General features: G+C 61.6%; 14 protein-coding genes. 6 read left to right on the top strand and 8 right to left on the bottom strand.

The features are described from left to right. The first annotated feature begins 19 nt into the window (after window positions 1-19). Window positions 20-1,441, top strand: coding sequence for a DUF1254 domain-containing protein (locus CCE89_RS07555; RefSeq protein ID WP_086437428.1), 1,422 nt, complete (start codon window positions 20-22; stop codon window positions 1,439-1,441). A gap of 429 nt (window positions 1,442-1,870) precedes the next feature. Here the strand turns inward: CCE89_RS07555 and metK are convergent, their stop codons facing one another. The 6 genes from metK to hisS all read right to left on the bottom strand — a co-directional run bounded on the left by metK (window position 1,871) and on the right by hisS (window position 8,840). Next, entirely contained in the window at window positions 1,871-3,112 is a 1,242-nt protein-coding gene (metK, locus tag CCE89_RS07550) for a methionine adenosyltransferase (RefSeq protein ID WP_086437427.1), read from the bottom strand. Between the two features lie 60 nt (window positions 3,113-3,172). Continuing rightward, window positions 3,173-4,759, bottom strand: a complete 1,587-nt coding sequence (lnt, locus tag CCE89_RS07545) for an apolipoprotein N-acyltransferase (RefSeq protein WP_086437426.1) — start codon at window positions 4,757-4,759, stop codon at window positions 3,173-3,175. Window positions 4,760-4,804: 45 nt separating this feature from the next. Beyond that, window positions 4,805-5,557: a DUF4167 domain-containing protein gene (locus tag CCE89_RS07540; protein WP_086437425.1), complete on the bottom strand. Its 753-nt coding sequence runs from the start codon at window positions 5,555-5,557 to the stop codon at window positions 4,805-4,807. Window positions 5,558-5,708: 151 nt separating this feature from the next. Then, a complete protein-coding gene (gene prmC, locus CCE89_RS07535) occupies window positions 5,709-6,539 on the bottom strand; it encodes a peptide chain release factor N(5)-glutamine methyltransferase (protein ID WP_086437424.1) in 831 nt (276 codons plus the stop codon). Beyond that, entirely contained in the window at window positions 6,532-7,599 is a 1,068-nt protein-coding gene (gene prfA / locus CCE89_RS07530; RefSeq protein WP_086437423.1) for a peptide chain release factor 1, read from the bottom strand. Before prfA ends, prmC begins: the two co-directional genes overlap by 8 nt. A gap of 2 nt (window positions 7,600-7,601) precedes the next feature. Beyond that, entirely contained in the window at window positions 7,602-8,840 is a 1,239-nt protein-coding gene (gene hisS / locus CCE89_RS07525) for a histidine--tRNA ligase (protein ID WP_086437422.1), read from the bottom strand. Window positions 8,841-8,987: 147 nt separating this feature from the next. On the opposite strand from hisS, the gene ppa reads away from it, so the two are divergent. Further along, window positions 8,988-9,515 carry an inorganic diphosphatase gene (gene ppa / locus CCE89_RS07520; RefSeq protein ID WP_086437421.1) on the top strand — a complete coding sequence of 176 codons (528 nt, stop codon included), beginning with the start codon at window positions 8,988-8,990 and terminating at the stop codon, window positions 9,513-9,515. Here the strand turns inward: ppa and CCE89_RS07515 are convergent, their stop codons facing one another. After that, complete coding sequence (locus CCE89_RS07515) at window positions 9,516-10,916, bottom strand: mechanosensitive ion channel family protein (protein WP_200810311.1); 1,401 nt, start codon at window positions 10,914-10,916, stop codon at window positions 9,516-9,518. Between the two features lie 107 nt (window positions 10,917-11,023). Next, window positions 11,024-11,401, bottom strand: a complete 378-nt coding sequence (locus tag CCE89_RS07510) for a hypothetical protein (RefSeq protein ID WP_086437420.1) — start codon at window positions 11,399-11,401, stop codon at window positions 11,024-11,026. 194 nt (window positions 11,402-11,595) lie between these two features. Here CCE89_RS07510 and lptB point away from each other — a divergent pair, with 194 nt between their 5' ends. The 4 genes from lptB to CCE89_RS07490 all read left to right on the top strand — a co-directional run bounded on the left by lptB (window position 11,596) and on the right by CCE89_RS07490 (window position 15,649). Beyond that, window positions 11,596-12,378, top strand: a complete 783-nt coding sequence (lptB, locus tag CCE89_RS07505; RefSeq protein WP_407640397.1) for an LPS export ABC transporter ATP-binding protein — start codon at window positions 11,596-11,598, stop codon at window positions 12,376-12,378. A gap of 20 nt (window positions 12,379-12,398) precedes the next feature. Beyond that, entirely contained in the window at window positions 12,399-13,856 is a 1,458-nt protein-coding gene (gene rpoN / locus CCE89_RS07500) for an RNA polymerase factor sigma-54 (RefSeq protein WP_086437418.1), read from the top strand. Between the two features lie 182 nt (window positions 13,857-14,038). Further along, complete coding sequence (ctrA, locus tag CCE89_RS07495; protein WP_061927349.1) at window positions 14,039-14,734, top strand: response regulator transcription factor CtrA; 696 nt, start codon at window positions 14,039-14,041, stop codon at window positions 14,732-14,734. Window positions 14,735-14,884: 150 nt separating this feature from the next. Further along, on the top strand, window positions 14,885-15,649 hold the full coding sequence (locus CCE89_RS07490) for a sulfite exporter TauE/SafE family protein (RefSeq protein WP_086437417.1): 765 nt from the start codon (window positions 14,885-14,887) through the stop codon (window positions 15,647-15,649). Window positions 15,650-15,662: the final 13 nt, after the last annotated feature.

Raw genomic sequence — 15,662 nt, 5'->3', positions numbered from 1 at the left:
TTCCTATCGGAGATAACTCATGGGCAGCTTCACTCGATACTGCGCCGCCGCGATCTTGTTATTTGGGGGCGCCATTGTCTCACCGGCGAGTGGCGAGCCGCGGCTGTATGATGCCAGCCGTGCCGATCAGTTTCTCGAGCCACTGGCCGAGGACACCGTCCCAGAAGATCCTGCGATGCGAGGTATCTGGGCTGAAAACAGCGCCTATAATGCCGCGCTATTCGGACGGCCCGCCGTACTGACCTATACGCAAATGCACGCTCAGGCGGTGGACGAGACCTCGGCTCTCTATGTCGGTTTCAACAGATTCTCGCATGGCCGCGATCTGGCTGGCCCAGGATACAAACCATTCAAGACACCGAACGCAGACACGCTCTATTCCAATGCGTATCTCGATCTGTCGAGCGGGCCGGTACTGATCACCGTTCCGCCGACGAACGGGCGGTACTACACCCTCAATTTTCTCGACCTGTTCGGCAATGCGACGAACATCAGCGCACGCACTCACGGCACGGATGGCGGGACCTATCTCATCGCCACGACCGATTGGGGCGGAGAAGTACCGGACGGTGCCGAACTGTTCAGGGTCACACAGCAATACATGTGGATTTTGATGCGGGTGGAGGTCGAAGATCGGGAGGAATTGCCGGCCGTCAGAGCGCTGCAGGATAGCTTCACAATCAGCCCGCGCCTCAACTCTGCTTCGAGCCGGCCGTTCCCTCAGCCTGCAGAAATGGACGATCCGGCGGCATTTCTTCGGGTGCTCGACTGGATCGTTGAAGAAGCGGGCGTGCGGATCGGCGAAGCCGCGCTTGTCCATGGTTTCCGCGGGCTGGGCGTTGGCGGACCGATGTCGGTCGAGCAGGCGCTGGAAGATCCCGTCATCGCTCAAGCGGCCAGTCGGGGATTTGAACGCGCCAATCGTTTTGCCGAAACGATCAAGACCCAGAACGGCGCAATGATAGGCGGCTGGCGAGAGCCGTTCGATATTGGTCGCTATGGCTACAACTACAACTATCGTGCCGGCGTTCACAGCTTAGGGCTTGGCGCTAATGTCCGGCTCGAAAACTATGCCTACACGACTTTCATCGATGCCGATGGCAATATGCTCGACGGGTCCGAGGGGGCTTACTCGCTAAAGCTTGATAGCGTGCCGCCAAGCGAGTTCTTCTGGTCAGTGACGGTCTACGATCGCACTACCCAAGAGCTGCACCCCAACACAGAGGACAAGTATCTGGTGAGTTCGAATACTCGTGGATTGGTCGTTTCCGAAGATGGGTCAGTCACGATAACCTTTTCGCGCGATGGCAGCGGCCCGAACGCCATTTCTATTCCAGCAGGGCCTTTCTATCTCGCGCTGCGCGCGCAAGGACCCAGTCGGGAAATGCGCGAAGGAATCTGGCGGCCATCGCCCGTGCGTCTGATCGCAGGAACAGAATGATCGCTCATACTCTGGGGGCGGAAAGCGGACGGAGCGCCAAACGTCTGCAATCGGGTCGTTAGCGGACAGGCAGCTTTCGCAGCATCAAACTTCATTGCCGTCATTCGGAAGCATCCTTTGAATACGGGTGATCCCGGTTAGGGTGGCCATTGCGGGCGGAGTGCCTCGGGGTTTCGAGCAAGAGGCGCGCGCCGTTTTCCTACTTAGGAAAAGCCTGCCATGCATCGCGCGGTTCTTTCATATCGTCGGTTCCATGCGCGCGCATTCTGTAGGGAAAGTGTCAAGTGAGTCCAACACGCGCAAACGCATGATTTTCTACGCGAAAACGCGCCGAGGCCCGCTTGACACAGTGTCAATTGTGTCAAGTTTGTTGGAAATATTCCTGCGGGGCTTGGTCGGGGCGTGCTTTGCGCAGCGCCCCAGCCGAATTCAGCCAAGCGCAGCCTTCAGATCATCGACGAGGTCTGTGCGCTCCCACGGGAAGAAATCGCCCTCGGGCTTGCGACCGAAGTGGCCGTATGCCGCGCTCTTGCGATAGATCGGCTTGTTGAGGCCCAGATGCGTGCGGATGCCGCGCGGGGTCAGCCCGCCGAGCTTGGCGATCGAGCGGATTGCGTCCTCGATCTTGTCGTCGGCAACCGTCCCGGTGCCATGCGTATCGACATAGAGCGAAAGCGGCTCGCTCACGCCGATGGCATAAGCGATCTGAATGGTGCAGCGCCGGGCGAAGCCTGCCGCCACCACGTTTTTCGCGAGATAGCGGGTGATGTAGGCGGCCGAACGGTCGACCTTGGTCGGATCCTTGCCGCTGAATGCGCCGCCGCCGTGCGGAGCCGCGCCGCCGTAGGTGTCGACGATGATCTTGCGGCCGGTCAGGCCCGCGTCACCATCGGGACCGCCGATCTCGAAAGCGCCGGTCGGGTTGATGTGCCACACGGTCTCGTCCGACAGCAGACCTTCGGGCAGAACATCGGCCACGGCCTGTTTCACATAGGCCTTTAGTTCGGCTTCCTTCTCGCCCTTGTCATAGCCCTTGGCATGCTGGGTCGAGACGACCACGGCGGTACAGGCGACCGGCTTGCCGTCCTTGTAGCGCAAAGTGACCTGGCTCTTTGCATCGGGTTCGAGGAAGGGTGCCGCACCCGAATGACGGTCGGCGGCGAGGCGTTCGAGGATCTTGTGACTGAAGTCGAGCGTCGCCGGCATCAGGTCGGGCGTTTCGTCGCAGGCAAAGCCGAACATGATGCCCTGGTCGCCAGCGCCTTCGTCCTTGTTCGATCCGTCCTGCCCCGCATCGACGCCCATGGCGATTTCGGTCGACTGGCCGTGGAGGTGGTTTTCGAAGGTCAGCGTCTTCCAGTGAAAGCCGTCCTGCTCGTAGCCGATGTCGCGCACGGTACTGCGCACGGCCTGCTCGATCTCTTCCTTGGCGCCGGGTGCCCAGCCGCCGTTGACCGCCCACTCCTCGTTGTTCTGGTCGTACATCGGGGCGCAGCGGATCTCGCCCGACAGGATGACGCGCTGGGTCGTGGTCATGGTTTCGCAGGCGACGCGCGCCTCCGGATCCTTGGCAAGCATCAGGTCGACGATGGCGTCGGAGATCTGGTCGGAAACCTTGTCGGGATGGCCTTCGGAAACGCTCTCCGAAGTGAAAAGAAATTCGCTGCGCATAAATCCTCTGAATTGGCGGAAGCGAAGATATAAGGCTTCCTTTATGTGTCGAGCCGACTGTTAGACAGGCCATCGACGCATTGCAACCAGCGATGCTGCGGCTAACACCAATGCCCAGCCGAGCGGCAGAAGATTACCCAGACGGGCAAAGAGCGTGGGCGGTTTGGCAGGCGGCACATAGCCATCGATCCGGTCGGCGCGGCCCATGCCGATCGATGAACGCACTACGCCATCTGCATCGACCACGGCGCTGATCCCGGTGGTGGTGGCGCGCAGCACGGGGAGCCCCTCTTCGATGGCCCGCATCCGTGCCTGCGCAAGATGCTGCGGCGGCCCCCAGCTGCCGAACCAGCCGTCGTTGGAGGGGTTGAAAATGTAATCGGGCCGATCGCCGCGATCGACGACCTGGCCTGAAAACACGATCTCGTAGCAGATCTGAATGCCCGCCTTGCCGTGCCGCCCGAGATCGAACGAACGCGGTCCCGGCCCCGGCAAGTAGTCGATCGTGCCCGCCACCAGCCGCGAGAGGCCTATAGGTTCGAGCAGACCCCGCATTGGCAGGTACTCGCCGTAGGGCACGAGATGCGCCTTGGCGTAGGTTGCGGTGATATCGCCTTCGGGCGTGATTGCGCTAACCGCGTTGCGCGCGCTCAAGGCCCGGCGCACACCGTCCTGCTCACCGATATCGAGATGCACGAGCCCTGTAAGCAGGATCGATTCCTCGCCCAGAAGCGCGCCGATGCGTTGCCGCGCAAACGCCGGATCGGCAGCGGCCGTCATCCGGTCATAATAGCGCTGCGGATAGCCTTCCTCGAGATAGTCTGGCACCGCGCTCTCTGGCCAGAGAACCAGCCGGGGCTCATCGCGCGAGGGCATCGTAAGGCGGGCAAGCCGGACGAACTGTTCTTCGAACTTGCGCGGATCGTTGAGCTCTTCCTGCTTGAGCAGCGGCTGGATGAGCGAAAACCGGACCTTGCCCTCTTCCTGCTTGGGCGCCGGCCAGACCATCAGGACGACGAGGATTACACCGGTCGCAAGAAAGGCGCCCCAACGCCTGTCGGAAGCGAGCCACGCCAGCCCGCCTGCAATCACAAGCGCAAGGCCCGATAGAGCATAGGTACCGATCCATGGGAGGAGACGCGCAATGCCTGGCGCTTCCCATCCGCCGAGTAGCATCAGCCCCAGCGGCGGCCAGGGATAGCCGGTGAAAACCCAGCTTCTAAGCCATTCGGTCACGATCCAGCAGGCAGCAAAGAGGGCGCCGAAGATGATGAGGTTGGTTTTGCGTGCCGCAAGCCAGGCGATGATCGCGGCAAGCGCGGGATAGACCGCGAGATAGATGCACAGGAGTGGCACCGCGACCCAGCCGAGCGCAGCGGGCATTTCCGCCTGATACGTAAACGCAGTCGCGATCCAATTGTTGGCGAGAGTAAGATGCGTCCAGCCAAACAGCCAGCCGATCAGGGCTGCCTGCTTCCAGCTCGAAGCGCCGTGCAACAGCGCGACAAGCGCCGCCAGTGCAAGCAAGCCGATCGGCCAAAGCCCCAGCGGAGGGTAAGCCGTCGCGCCGAGCGCACCCAGAAACAGTGCCGCCCAACGTGGTCTAGCTGCGACAGCTTCCCAGATAGAGCCAAGACGGTCGGTCATGCAGTCCTGCTTCTACCGCCAGTAAATGACAGGTCGCTATCGCGCTCAGCCGACGGCTTTCAGATCGTCACCGCTGCTATCGTTTGACTGGCTATCGTCGGACTTGGGTGCGCGTGTGCGTCGACGTGGCTTGGCTTCTGCTTCGCCGCTGTCGGAACCGATTGCCGGCGGAAGCACGCCCGCGTCGATTTCGCCCGACTGATTATCATCGTCGTTCTTGCGTTTGCGGCGAGCAGGCTTGCCTTCGCTCTTGGCGCGGCGAGGCTTGCGCTCTTCCGAGTTCTCGTCAGCCGCTTCGCCCTCGAAACCGCGCTCGCCTTCGCTTGCGCCGTCATCATCGCGATTGTCATCGCGGCGATTGTTGCGCTGATTACGGCCGCGACGGGGCTTGCGGCGATCATCGCGATCGTCGTCGTCCTCGTCATCGCTGTCGTCATTGGCCTGGCCACGTTCTTCCTGCCGCTTGGCGCGCTGTTCATCCTGGCGAGCCTTGTTGTCGGAAATCACGCGAAAATAGTGATCGGCGAACTGGAGGTAGTATTCGGCCTGTACCCGGTCACCATTGTGCTGTGCGTCATGGGCAAGCTTCTTGTACTTGTCGAGCAGCTGGGGTGCATTGCCGCGTGCGCGGCTGTCGATCCGGTTGGCGTTATTGCCGCCACCGCTCTGGTTGCGATTGCCGCGGCCGCGGCGACGATTGCTACGATTGCTGTTCAAGGAGTAATCTTCCTCATTGGTAGCCCGCGCATGAAACCTGATCGTATCGGCTTTGCCGGGCCCCTCGTTGCGTGTGCGCATTCAGTGCGTCACACTCCTATCCGCATGATCCGGCGAGCGTTTTCGCGCTGCGAATCGAACCAGTAATGCGGAGCTTGGCCAAGTGGTCGCCGTCCATGACAAACCAGAGGCCTGATTCGGAGGTAGCGCGCCCTGCACCGTTTGCCAAGCCCTATGTCAAGATCAATGCACGGGCCCGATTCGCGAGGTCGCGGCGCAATTGGGTCTCGAACCCCGCTTCCCGCGCGATACTGGTGACCGCTTCGCCCTGCGAGGCACCGATTTCGAAGATAGCCACACCGTCTGGCGACAAGAGCTTGCCAAGCTGCGGGATGATCACCCGATAGTCGTCAAGCCCTTCCTCACCAGCGAAAAGTGCGGCGTGCGGCTCATGCTCTTGCACGTCGGGATCAAGCTTCGCACCGGACTCGACATAGGGCGGATTGCAGATGATCAGCTCGAACTGGCCGAGATCGTCGGCCCAGCCTTCCTTGTGCCAATCGCGTTCGCGAAAACGGGCCTGCGCCCCGATCAGGCCGAGCGTCTGCGCATTGGCACGCGCCACTTCGAGCGCGCCAACTGACGCATCGATACCGATGCCGGTAGCCCCCTCGATTTCAAGCAGGGTCGTAATCAGCAGGGCACCCGATCCCGTTCCCAGGTCGAGCACGCGCCGGGCCTTCGGCGCGAATTCAAGTGCGGCTTCGATCAGCGTTTCGCTATCCCCGCGCGGGATCAGGACATCGGGCGAAACGCGGAAGTCGCGCCCGTAAAACTCCTGCACTCCTGTGAGATAGGCAATCGGCTCATGCGCGGCGCGCCGCTCTACAAGCTCAGTGTAACCGCCCGGTGCCGGATCTGCCATGCTCCTCAGTAACATCGAGGAGCGATCGGTGCCGAGCACGTGCGCCATCAGCAGTTCGGCATCGAGACGGGCAGTGTCGCTAGTCGCTTCGAGGCGCTGCGCCGCATCGCGGATTGCCGCAGCGACAGTCTCACTCATTGAGCGCGGCGAGCCGCTTGGCCTCGTCCTCGGCAATCAGCGCGCCGACCAGTTCACCCAGACCCGGTCCTGCGAGCACTTCCTCCAGCTTGTGCAGCGTCAGCCCGATGCGGTGATCAGTCACGCGGCCTTGCGGGAAATTATATGTGCGGATGCGTTCGGAGCGGTCGCCCGATCCGACCATCGCCTTGCGCGCCGCCGCTTCCTCGCCCTGCGACTGTTCGCGCAAGTGATCGTAGATCCGCGTGCGCAGGACCTGCATCGCCTTGGCCTTGTTCTTGTGCTGGCTGCGCTCGTCCTGCTGCTGCACGACGATGCCAGTGGGAAGGTGCGTGATGCGCACCGCACTGTCGGTGGTGTTGACGTGCTGACCGCCCGCACCGGAAGCGCGGTAGATATCGATCTTGAGATCCTTGTCCTCGATCTGGACATCGACCTCGTCCGGCTCGGGCAGGACCGCGACGGTCGCAGCAGAGGTATGGATGCGGCCGCCGCTTTCGGTCACCGGCACGCGCTGTACGCGGTGCACGCCGCTTTCGAACTTGAGCTTTGCGAACACGCCGGTCCCGGTAACGTTGGCAACGATTTCCTTGAAGCCGCCGACTTCGCTGGCATTCATGCTGACCGGCTCGACCTTCCAGCCCTGCTCCGCCGCATAGCGTTCGTACATGCGATAAAGATCGCCTGCGAACAGCGCTGCCTCGTCCCCGCCCGTGCCAGCGCGGATTTCGAGCATGGCGGGCTTGCTGTCCGCACTGTCCTTGGGGAGCATGGCAACGGCGAGCTTGCGCTCGGCTTCGGGCAGCTTTTCCCGGATTTCGTCGAGCTCGTCCTCGGCCATCGCCTTCATCTCGGGATCGGCAAGCATCTCTTCGAGGCCTGCGATCTCCTCGCGCATGGCTTTCACGTCGTTGGCAATCTTCGCGACCGGCTCAAGCTCGGCATAGTCACGGCTCGCCTTGACGAACTCCTCGCCCTCTAGCGTTCCGCTCGCCATGCGCGCTTCAAGTTCGGCGAAACGATTGGCGATCTGGTCAAGGCGTTCGGCGGGGATTTTCATTGTCAGCCGAGAAGTCCCTCAAGCGTCTCCCGGTGGCTGTCTTCCGCCTTGATCCGGACATGCGCGGCGCCGTCGCGCATATCGAGCGCAACGATGGTCTCGGCGCCTGCCTTAACGGCCTTGTCCCAGCGTTTGCGCGGGCTGCCAGAAGCCATGAGTTCAGCGGAATGGCCCGCCGAGCGAAGCTTTCCGAGTGTCGCAATACCTTGGTTCAGGAGATCATCGTTCTCGACCACGACGATCACGTCGGCCTTCGGCTCGCCCTTTTCCCCCACCAGCATCGCCAGCCGCTCGATCCCGGCCGCCCAGCCGACCGCTGGCGTCGGCGCGCCGCCGAGGCTTTCCATCAGCCCGTCATAGCGTCCGCCGCCGAGGATGGTGCTTTGCGAGCCAAGCCGTGAGGCTGCCTCGCTGCCCTCATCGGGAATGAACTCGAATGCCGTGTGGCGGTAATAGTCGAGGCCTCGCACAAGGCTTTCCGCGCGCTGCCATTTCACGCCCGCCGCATCGAGGCCGGACGTCACCGCTTCGAAGAACGCCTTTGCTTCGTCGGTCAGGAAGTCGTCGATCTTGGGCGCATCGGCTACGAAAGCCTGATCGCGGCGATCCTTGCTGTCGAGGATGCGCAGCGGGTTCTTCTCCAGCCGCTCCTGCGAATCCTCCGAAAGCTCGTCCTTCACCGCTCGGAAGTGCTCGACCAGCGCCCCGCGCCAGGCATCGCGGCTGTCCGCATCGCCCAGCGTGTTGAGGTGCAGCGTTACGTCCTCGATACCCAGTTCACGGATGATCTGGTCGGCCATGGCGAGCAGCTCGACATCGGCCTGTGGTTCCGCCACGCCGATGATCTCGGCATCGATCTGGTGGAACTGGCGATAGCGACCCTTCTGCGGGCGCTCGTAACGGAACAGCGGCCCGTGTGTCGCGACCTTCAGCGGAGCGTGCTGCTGCCAGCCATTGGTCAGAAACGCGCGCGCGATGCCTGCGGTGAACTCCGGCCGCAATGTCAGGCTCTCACCGCCGCGATCCTCGAAGGAATACATTTCCTTCGACACGATATCGGTTGTCTCGCCGATCGAGCGGGCGAAGACTTCGGTCTTTTCGAACACGGGCATTTCGACCCGGCGGAACCGATAGAGCTTGCGGACGCGCTCGAAGGTTTCGACCACGAAGGCGAAAGCCTCGGCATCCTCGCCGAAAATATCCTGTGTGCCGCGAATGGCCTGAGGGGTGTTCTTTGCCATGTGTTCCTTCTTCCGGCTGCGCGATTAGGGCCAAGGAAGGGGTTTCGCAATGGCGAGAGCGAGGCTATGTCGCGCGAAAAATGGAGAGGGGCCGTTACCAGTCCAGCCTCGCGGCTGGTGTCGTTCACCAAAACAGAGAGCCCTTTAATGGACATCAGCAAGATTCCCGTCGGCAACAACCCGCCCGACGACCTCAATGTGATCATCGAAGTGCCGACCGGCGGCGAACCGGTCAAATACGAGTTCGACAAGGCATCGGGCGCGCTCTTCGTCGACCGCATCCTGCATACGCCGATGCGCTATCCGGCGAATTACGGCTTCGTTCCGCATACGCTGTCGCCCGACGGCGACCCGCTCGATGCGCTGGTGATCGCGCGCAGTCCCTTCATTCCCGGCTGCGTGGTTCGCGCCCGCCCGATCGGCGTGCTGAACCTCGAAGACGAGCACGGCGGCGACGAGAAACTGATCTGCGTGCCGGTCGACACGACCTTCCCGTATTATTCGGATATCGGCGAGACGAAGGACCTGCCCTCGATCATCTTCCAGCAGATCGAGCACTTCTTCACCCATTACAAGGATCTCGAGGACGAGAAGTGGGTGCGGATCGGCAACTGGGGCGATCGCGAGGAAGCGCGCCAGATCGTTCGCGAGTCGATCGAGCGCTACGCGAAGTAGCTATTCAACCGGGCGCGCGGGGTCGAGCAGGTCCTTGGCCTGATCACCGTCCTCGCGCCGCTCTTTCTCGACCATATCCGCGATTTCGCTTTCAGGGCGGACGTCCTCACGCATCGCCGAGGGCGTTGGCCTTGGCGTTGCGGACGCAGGAGCGGGTTTCGGCGCCTCGCTCGACTCGCTGACCGTCGCCGTGCGACCGATAGGCAGAGGCCCTGTGCGCGCATCGAAGCGCAGGCGATAGATCGGCTCGGGCAAGGCGAAGCCAGCGTCTTCGAGCGCTTCCTTGACGGCAGCGATGGCGAGGCTGCGTGACTTGTACCAGTCGGCCTCGCGCTGATCGACCCAGCCGAGGAACAGGATGGCAATGTTCGAATCGCCCACTTTCTGGATGCGGGCGGAAGGCTCGGGGTCGTCGAGAACGAAGGGCAGGCCCGCAAGAACTTCGGTGCCCAGCTGCATGGCACTGCGCGGATCGTCGTCCGCATCGATGCCCAGTTCGAACTCGAAGCGCCGCTGCGGGTTGCGCGTGTAGTTGAGGATAACCGCCTTGAAGACCTGGCTGTTCGGTATCCGCAGGTGATTTCCGTCGAGCGTCATCAGGATCGTCGCGCGACTGGTCAGGCGGATGATGCGCCCTTCGTAGCTATCGATCAGCACCCAGTCGTTGGCGCGAAACGGTTGGCGCAGGCTGAGCATCAGGGACGCCACGTAGTTCTCGATCGTGTCGCGCATGGCAAAGCCAAGAGCGATCCCGATCACGCCTGCCCCGCCGAGCACCGCGCCCATCAGCGCGCCGGCGCCGAGCATGTCGAGCGCGATGACGATACCGCCGACGACGAAGACGAAACGGATGGCGCTGCGAATGAGTTCGGCGAGAAAGGCGTTGGGAGCGATACGGCTCCACAGCCCGCCAAGGCCCGCGATGAGATAACCGATCACACCGATGGCGGCCGCAGTGACCAGTGCAACGAGCAAGAGCGGAAGGATCTCGAGAAATCCATCGGCGATCTCGGAAAACTTGCCGAGGACCGAGAGATTCTCCTCAACCGACAAATCGCGTTCGAGCGTATTCTCGACCGTCACTACGCCGGAAACGCGCCCTGCGATGTTTTCCGCCCGGGTAATCGCTTCGGCACTGGGAACCCTGCCGGACAGGGTGACGACGCCCTCGCTCACCTCGACGCCTACCGATTGGAACGCAGGCAATTCGGCGAAGATACCTTCGATACGCCCGGCTATGCGGGCGTCTTCCCCTGCCTCGGGGTTGGCATTTATGGCTTGTTCGACGGGGGCGGGTGTTTCCGGCGCTTCGGGCGTGGCCGGGATGAGCGCTTGCGCTGGTACGGCGAAGGATAGGGCCGCGCAAAGCGCCAGCAAGAGATGCACTACGATGTTACGCATTCGTCCCGCCGCCCCAGTTACCGGACCCACAATTGCCGGATTTCACCGGTTGTCTCGATGACAAAGCGAGCAAGACGCGAAATCGGTTCCCGCGCCCGAACGAGCGATCAGAACAATGACGATGCGAGCGTAAACAGGCCGGTGAGCAGAAACGGCAGGCCGATCGCCATGACCCAAAGTTTGAGTGCATCACTACGGAAGGCTCCTGCCAGAGCAGGGTCGGTGCCTTCGTCATCGGAAAGCGTGATCCAGCGTCGTTCGAACCAGCGACAGGCCGGAATGATACCGGCCACGAGGACTACGAGTGCGAAATAGGGGAGGATCGAATGAGACCCTTCTTTCATCGCATGAACGGTCACGAAAATTTGAAGGCCGGTGTAAACCAGCAGGGCATAGGCAACATGGTCGCTCATGGCCTTGCGCCAATCGCGGGTGTTTTCACCATGCCTCTTGGACACGCTTTCGTGCGACACGAGTTTGTTCATTGCCTCTTCCCCTCGGCATCTCTCCGACTCAGCATTATTCCAAAGGAAACGAGCCGTAGCAAGGGTGGTAACTATCTTGCGCAAATGCGCAGTATCCAAAGTAGTCGATCCGGGGATGCACGAATCCTGCCAAATCGAAAGCAATGGGGGTTTCCTGCCGCGATGGCGATGCTAAGGCTAGGCGAATGAACGAGATGGAAGCGATCAGCGAAACCTCCGGCCACAGCCCCGCCAGCGCCTCGGCACCTCTGCCCGACGGCGGCCTGGAAGTCATTTCCATCGCCAAGAGCTATGACAAGCGCGCGGTGCTGACCGATATCTCGCTGACCGTGGGTAAGGGAGAAGTCCTCGGCCTGCTCGGTCCCAATGGCGCGGGCAAGACGACCTGTTTCTATTCGATCATGGGTCTCGTGCGGCCGGACGCCGGACGCATCCTGATGGACGGGGAGGATGTGACGCATCTGCCGATGTATCGCCGCGCAATCCTCGGACTGGGCTATCTCCCGCAGGAAACCTCGATCTTCCGCGGAATGACGGTCGAACAGAATATCAATTGCGTGCTCGAGATGGTCGAGCCCGACGCGGAGACTCGCGCTGCCGAGCTCGAACGCCTGCTCGAGGAATTCCATATAGAGCGGCTGCGAACCTCGCCCGCCATGGCGCTTTCGGGCGGTGAGCGGCGACGCTGTGAAATCGCCCGCGCGCTGGCGGCCAAGCCCTCGATCATGCTGCTCGACGAGCCCTTTGCCGGGATCGATCCGCTCTCGATCAGCGATATTCGCGATCTGGTTAAAGACTTGAAGAAGCGCGGCATCGGCGTGCTGATCACCGATCACAATGTTCGCGAGACGCTCGATATCGTCGATCGCGCCTGCATCATATATGGGGGCCAGGTGTTGTTCGCAGGGACACCGCAGGACCTCGTCGCCGACGAGAACGTCAAGCGGCTCTATCTCGGCGAACACTTCACGCTTTGAAAGCCGGCGGGATCTGAACCATGGCTCTGGGTCCGAGGTTAGACCTCAGGCAATCGCAATCGCTGGTGATGACGCCGCAATTGCAGCAGGCGATCAAGCTGCTGGCGCTTTCCAACCTCGAGATCGAGACATTCATCGGCGAAGCGCTCGAAGCAAATCCGCTGCTCGAAGCAGGCGAGATGCGGGTCGAAGACCGCGACGCGCCCGACGAGGCGGCGGCGAGCGAGATACACGATGCCACGCCTGACAGCGACGCCGGCGAACAGGCGCTCGACATCGATGTCGGCAGCCTCGACCGCGATCGCGACACCGGCGACGGAGACTGGGGCGCATCAGGTGCCCACGCCGCCGTTTCCGACGAACTGCCGAGCATCGAAGATCGCAGCACGGCGGACACCACGCTGGCCGAACATCTCGAGGAACAGCTCGGGCCGGCGGCAGGCGACGCACGCGAAGCCTTTATCGGGCGGCATATCATCGGCCTGCTCGACGAAGCGGGATATCTTACCTCCGATCTGGCGGAAATTGCGAACGACCTCGGCGTAGGCATGGCAGAGGTGCATCGCGCCCTTGCCGTCGTCCAATCGCTCGAACCGACCGGGGTAGGCGCTCGCTCGTTGAGCGAATGCCTGGCGCTGCAGGCGAAAGAAGTGGATCGTTACGATCCCTGCATGGCCCGGCTGATCGACAATCTCGATCTTGTCGCGCGCGGCGAAATCTCGCGGCTCAAGCGGATGTGCGATGTCGATGACGAGGATTTCGCCGACATGCTGGCCGAACTGCGCGGCTACGACCCCAAGCCGGGCCTCGCCTATGGCGCGTCGGACGCAGGCACGGTGGTGCCCGACGTCCTGGTAACGACCGGGCGCAAGGGCGGCTGGGACATTTCTCTTAACGAGGCGACTTTGCCGCGGCTCATCGTCAACCGCGGCTATTACATGGAGTTGCGCGGCGGCGGGACCGACAAGCAGACCGACAGTTGGCTCAAGGAAAAGCTCGCCGACGCAAACTGGCTGATCAAGGCGCTCGACCAGCGGCAGAAGACCATTCTCAAGACCGCGGCGGAAATCGTGAAAAAGCAGGAAGGCTTCTTCCGCAAGGGCGTGTCGGAACTGCGCCCGCTCACCTTGCGCGAGGTTGCCGAAGAGATAGACATGCACGAAAGCACGGTCAGCCGGGTCACCAGCAACAAGTACCTCCACTGCGATCGCGGGTGTTTCGAGCTCAAGTATTTCTTCTCGAGCGGCGTGGGTTCGTCAGACGGCGAAGGAGCCTCCGCCGAAGCGATCAAGGCCCGCATCAAGGCGCTGATCGATGGTGAGGATGCGAAAAAGATCCTCTCGGATCAGAAGCTGGTCGATCTGCTCAAGGCCGAAGGCTTCGATCTCGCCCGCCGGACGGTCGCCAAATATCGCGAGGCGATCGGGATTGGCTCGAGCGCGCAAAGGCGGCGGCAGAAGAAGCTGCAAGGTCTTTGATTCCGCCCGCCCGGGCGTTTCGGCGCCCTGTGGATAACTGTTGCCCAAAAGACTCGCACAATCTCTGCTCGGTCCATTTACGTGACGTTAACCTTTTCCGTTCAGACCTTGTGTGGTTAATACAGGGCAACCTCTCTTATCGAGCGGTTACCGCGATTACTGGGGCAAAGGGGGGACCACCCATGCGCGTGCTTTTGATTGAGGACGAACCGACAACCGCCAAGGCCATCGAGCTGATGCTCACGACCGAAGGCTTCAACGTCTATTCGACCGACCTGGGCGAGGAAGGCCTCGATCTGGGCAAGCTGTATGATTACGACATCATCCTGCTCGACCTGAACCTGCCGGACATGCACGGCTATGACGTGCTCAAGAAGCTGCGCGTCGCCAAGGTGCAGACGCCGGTTCTGATCCTTTCGGGCATTGCCGAAATGGACAGCAAGATCCGCTCGTTCGGCTTCGGTGCCGACGATTACGTGACCAAGCCGTTCCACCGTGAAGAACTGGTCGCCCGCATCCACGCCGTGGTGCGTCGTTCGAAGGGCCACAGCCAGTCGATCATCCGCACCGGCAAGCTGGCGGTGAACCTCGATGCGAAGACCGTCGAAGTCGACAGCGCCCGTGTCCATCTCACCGGCAAGGAATACGCGATGCTCGAGCTGCTTTCGCTGCGCAAGGGCACGACGCTGACCAAGGAAATGTTCCTCAACCACCTCTATGGCGGGATGGACGAGCCGGAACTCAAGATCATCGACGTCTTCATCTGCAAGTTGCGCAAGAAATTGAGCCATGCATGCGGCGGCGAGAACTATATCGAAACCGTCTGGGGCCGTGGCTACGTGCTGCGTGATCCTGACGAGCAGGCGGAAGCTGCCTGACACCAGACCGAATCTCTTGGACGGGATTGAACGCCCGAGGCTTTGCGCCTCGGGCGTTTTTCTTTGGGCGAACCAAGCAGTTTTTTCTCGTCGCCTTCCCTTCGCGCGCCTAATCGGAGCGCAACATAACCGGAAAAAGGCACATGCCCGATGGAATGGTTGGGTATCGAGTTCGCCGAGCTGCTGCCTTTCATCATGGTGGGATTCGCCGCCCAGTTGATCGACGGCGCTCTCGGAATGGCATTCGGCGTCATTTCGAACACTCTCATGGTGAGCCTGCTGGGTGTGCCGCCAGCCGCTGCATCGCAGCGGGTGCACGTGGTCGAATGCTTCACCACCGCGGTTTCGGGCATCAGCCATCTCATCCAGCGCAATATCGAAAAGCGATTGTTTTTCGCGCTTCTCGTTCCAGGCGTGATCGGCGGGGTTGCCGGATCGACGCTGCTCGCCAATTTTGACGGAGAGATCGTCAAGCCGTTCGTGCTGGCATATCTTGCCGGCATCGGGATTTTGCTGCTGGTTCGCGGATTGCTCTATCCCCCCAAGCTCCAGCAGGCGAAGCACGTCAGAGTGCTGGGACTAGTCGGCGGCTTTCTCGACGCAGCAGGCGGTGGCGGCTGGGGGCCGGTCGTCACGTCAAACCTGCTTATTCAAGGGGCCGAGCCAAGAAAGGTCGTGGGAACCGTCAGCGCAGTGGAGTTCTTCCTCACGCTCACCATCTCTGCCAGCTTCATCTATCATCTTGGCTGGGCAGATCTTGCCGGCGCGACGCTGGGCTTCCTGATTGGCGGGGTTGCGGCCGCCCCGCTTGGCGCTTTTGCGGCCAAGCATTTTTCGCCCAAGCTGATGCTGATACTCGTCGGCACGACGATTACGCTCACCAGCGCTTACGGCATCTGGACGACCTGGGGATGATGGCGCTACGAGC

The sequence above is a fragment of the Altererythrobacter xiamenensis genome (genome assembly GCF_900177715.1).
In the GTDB taxonomy this organism is placed as follows: domain Bacteria; phylum Pseudomonadota; class Alphaproteobacteria; order Sphingomonadales; family Sphingomonadaceae; genus Erythrobacter; species Erythrobacter xiamenensis.
This window is presented reverse-complemented; position numbering and strand designations above follow the sequence as displayed.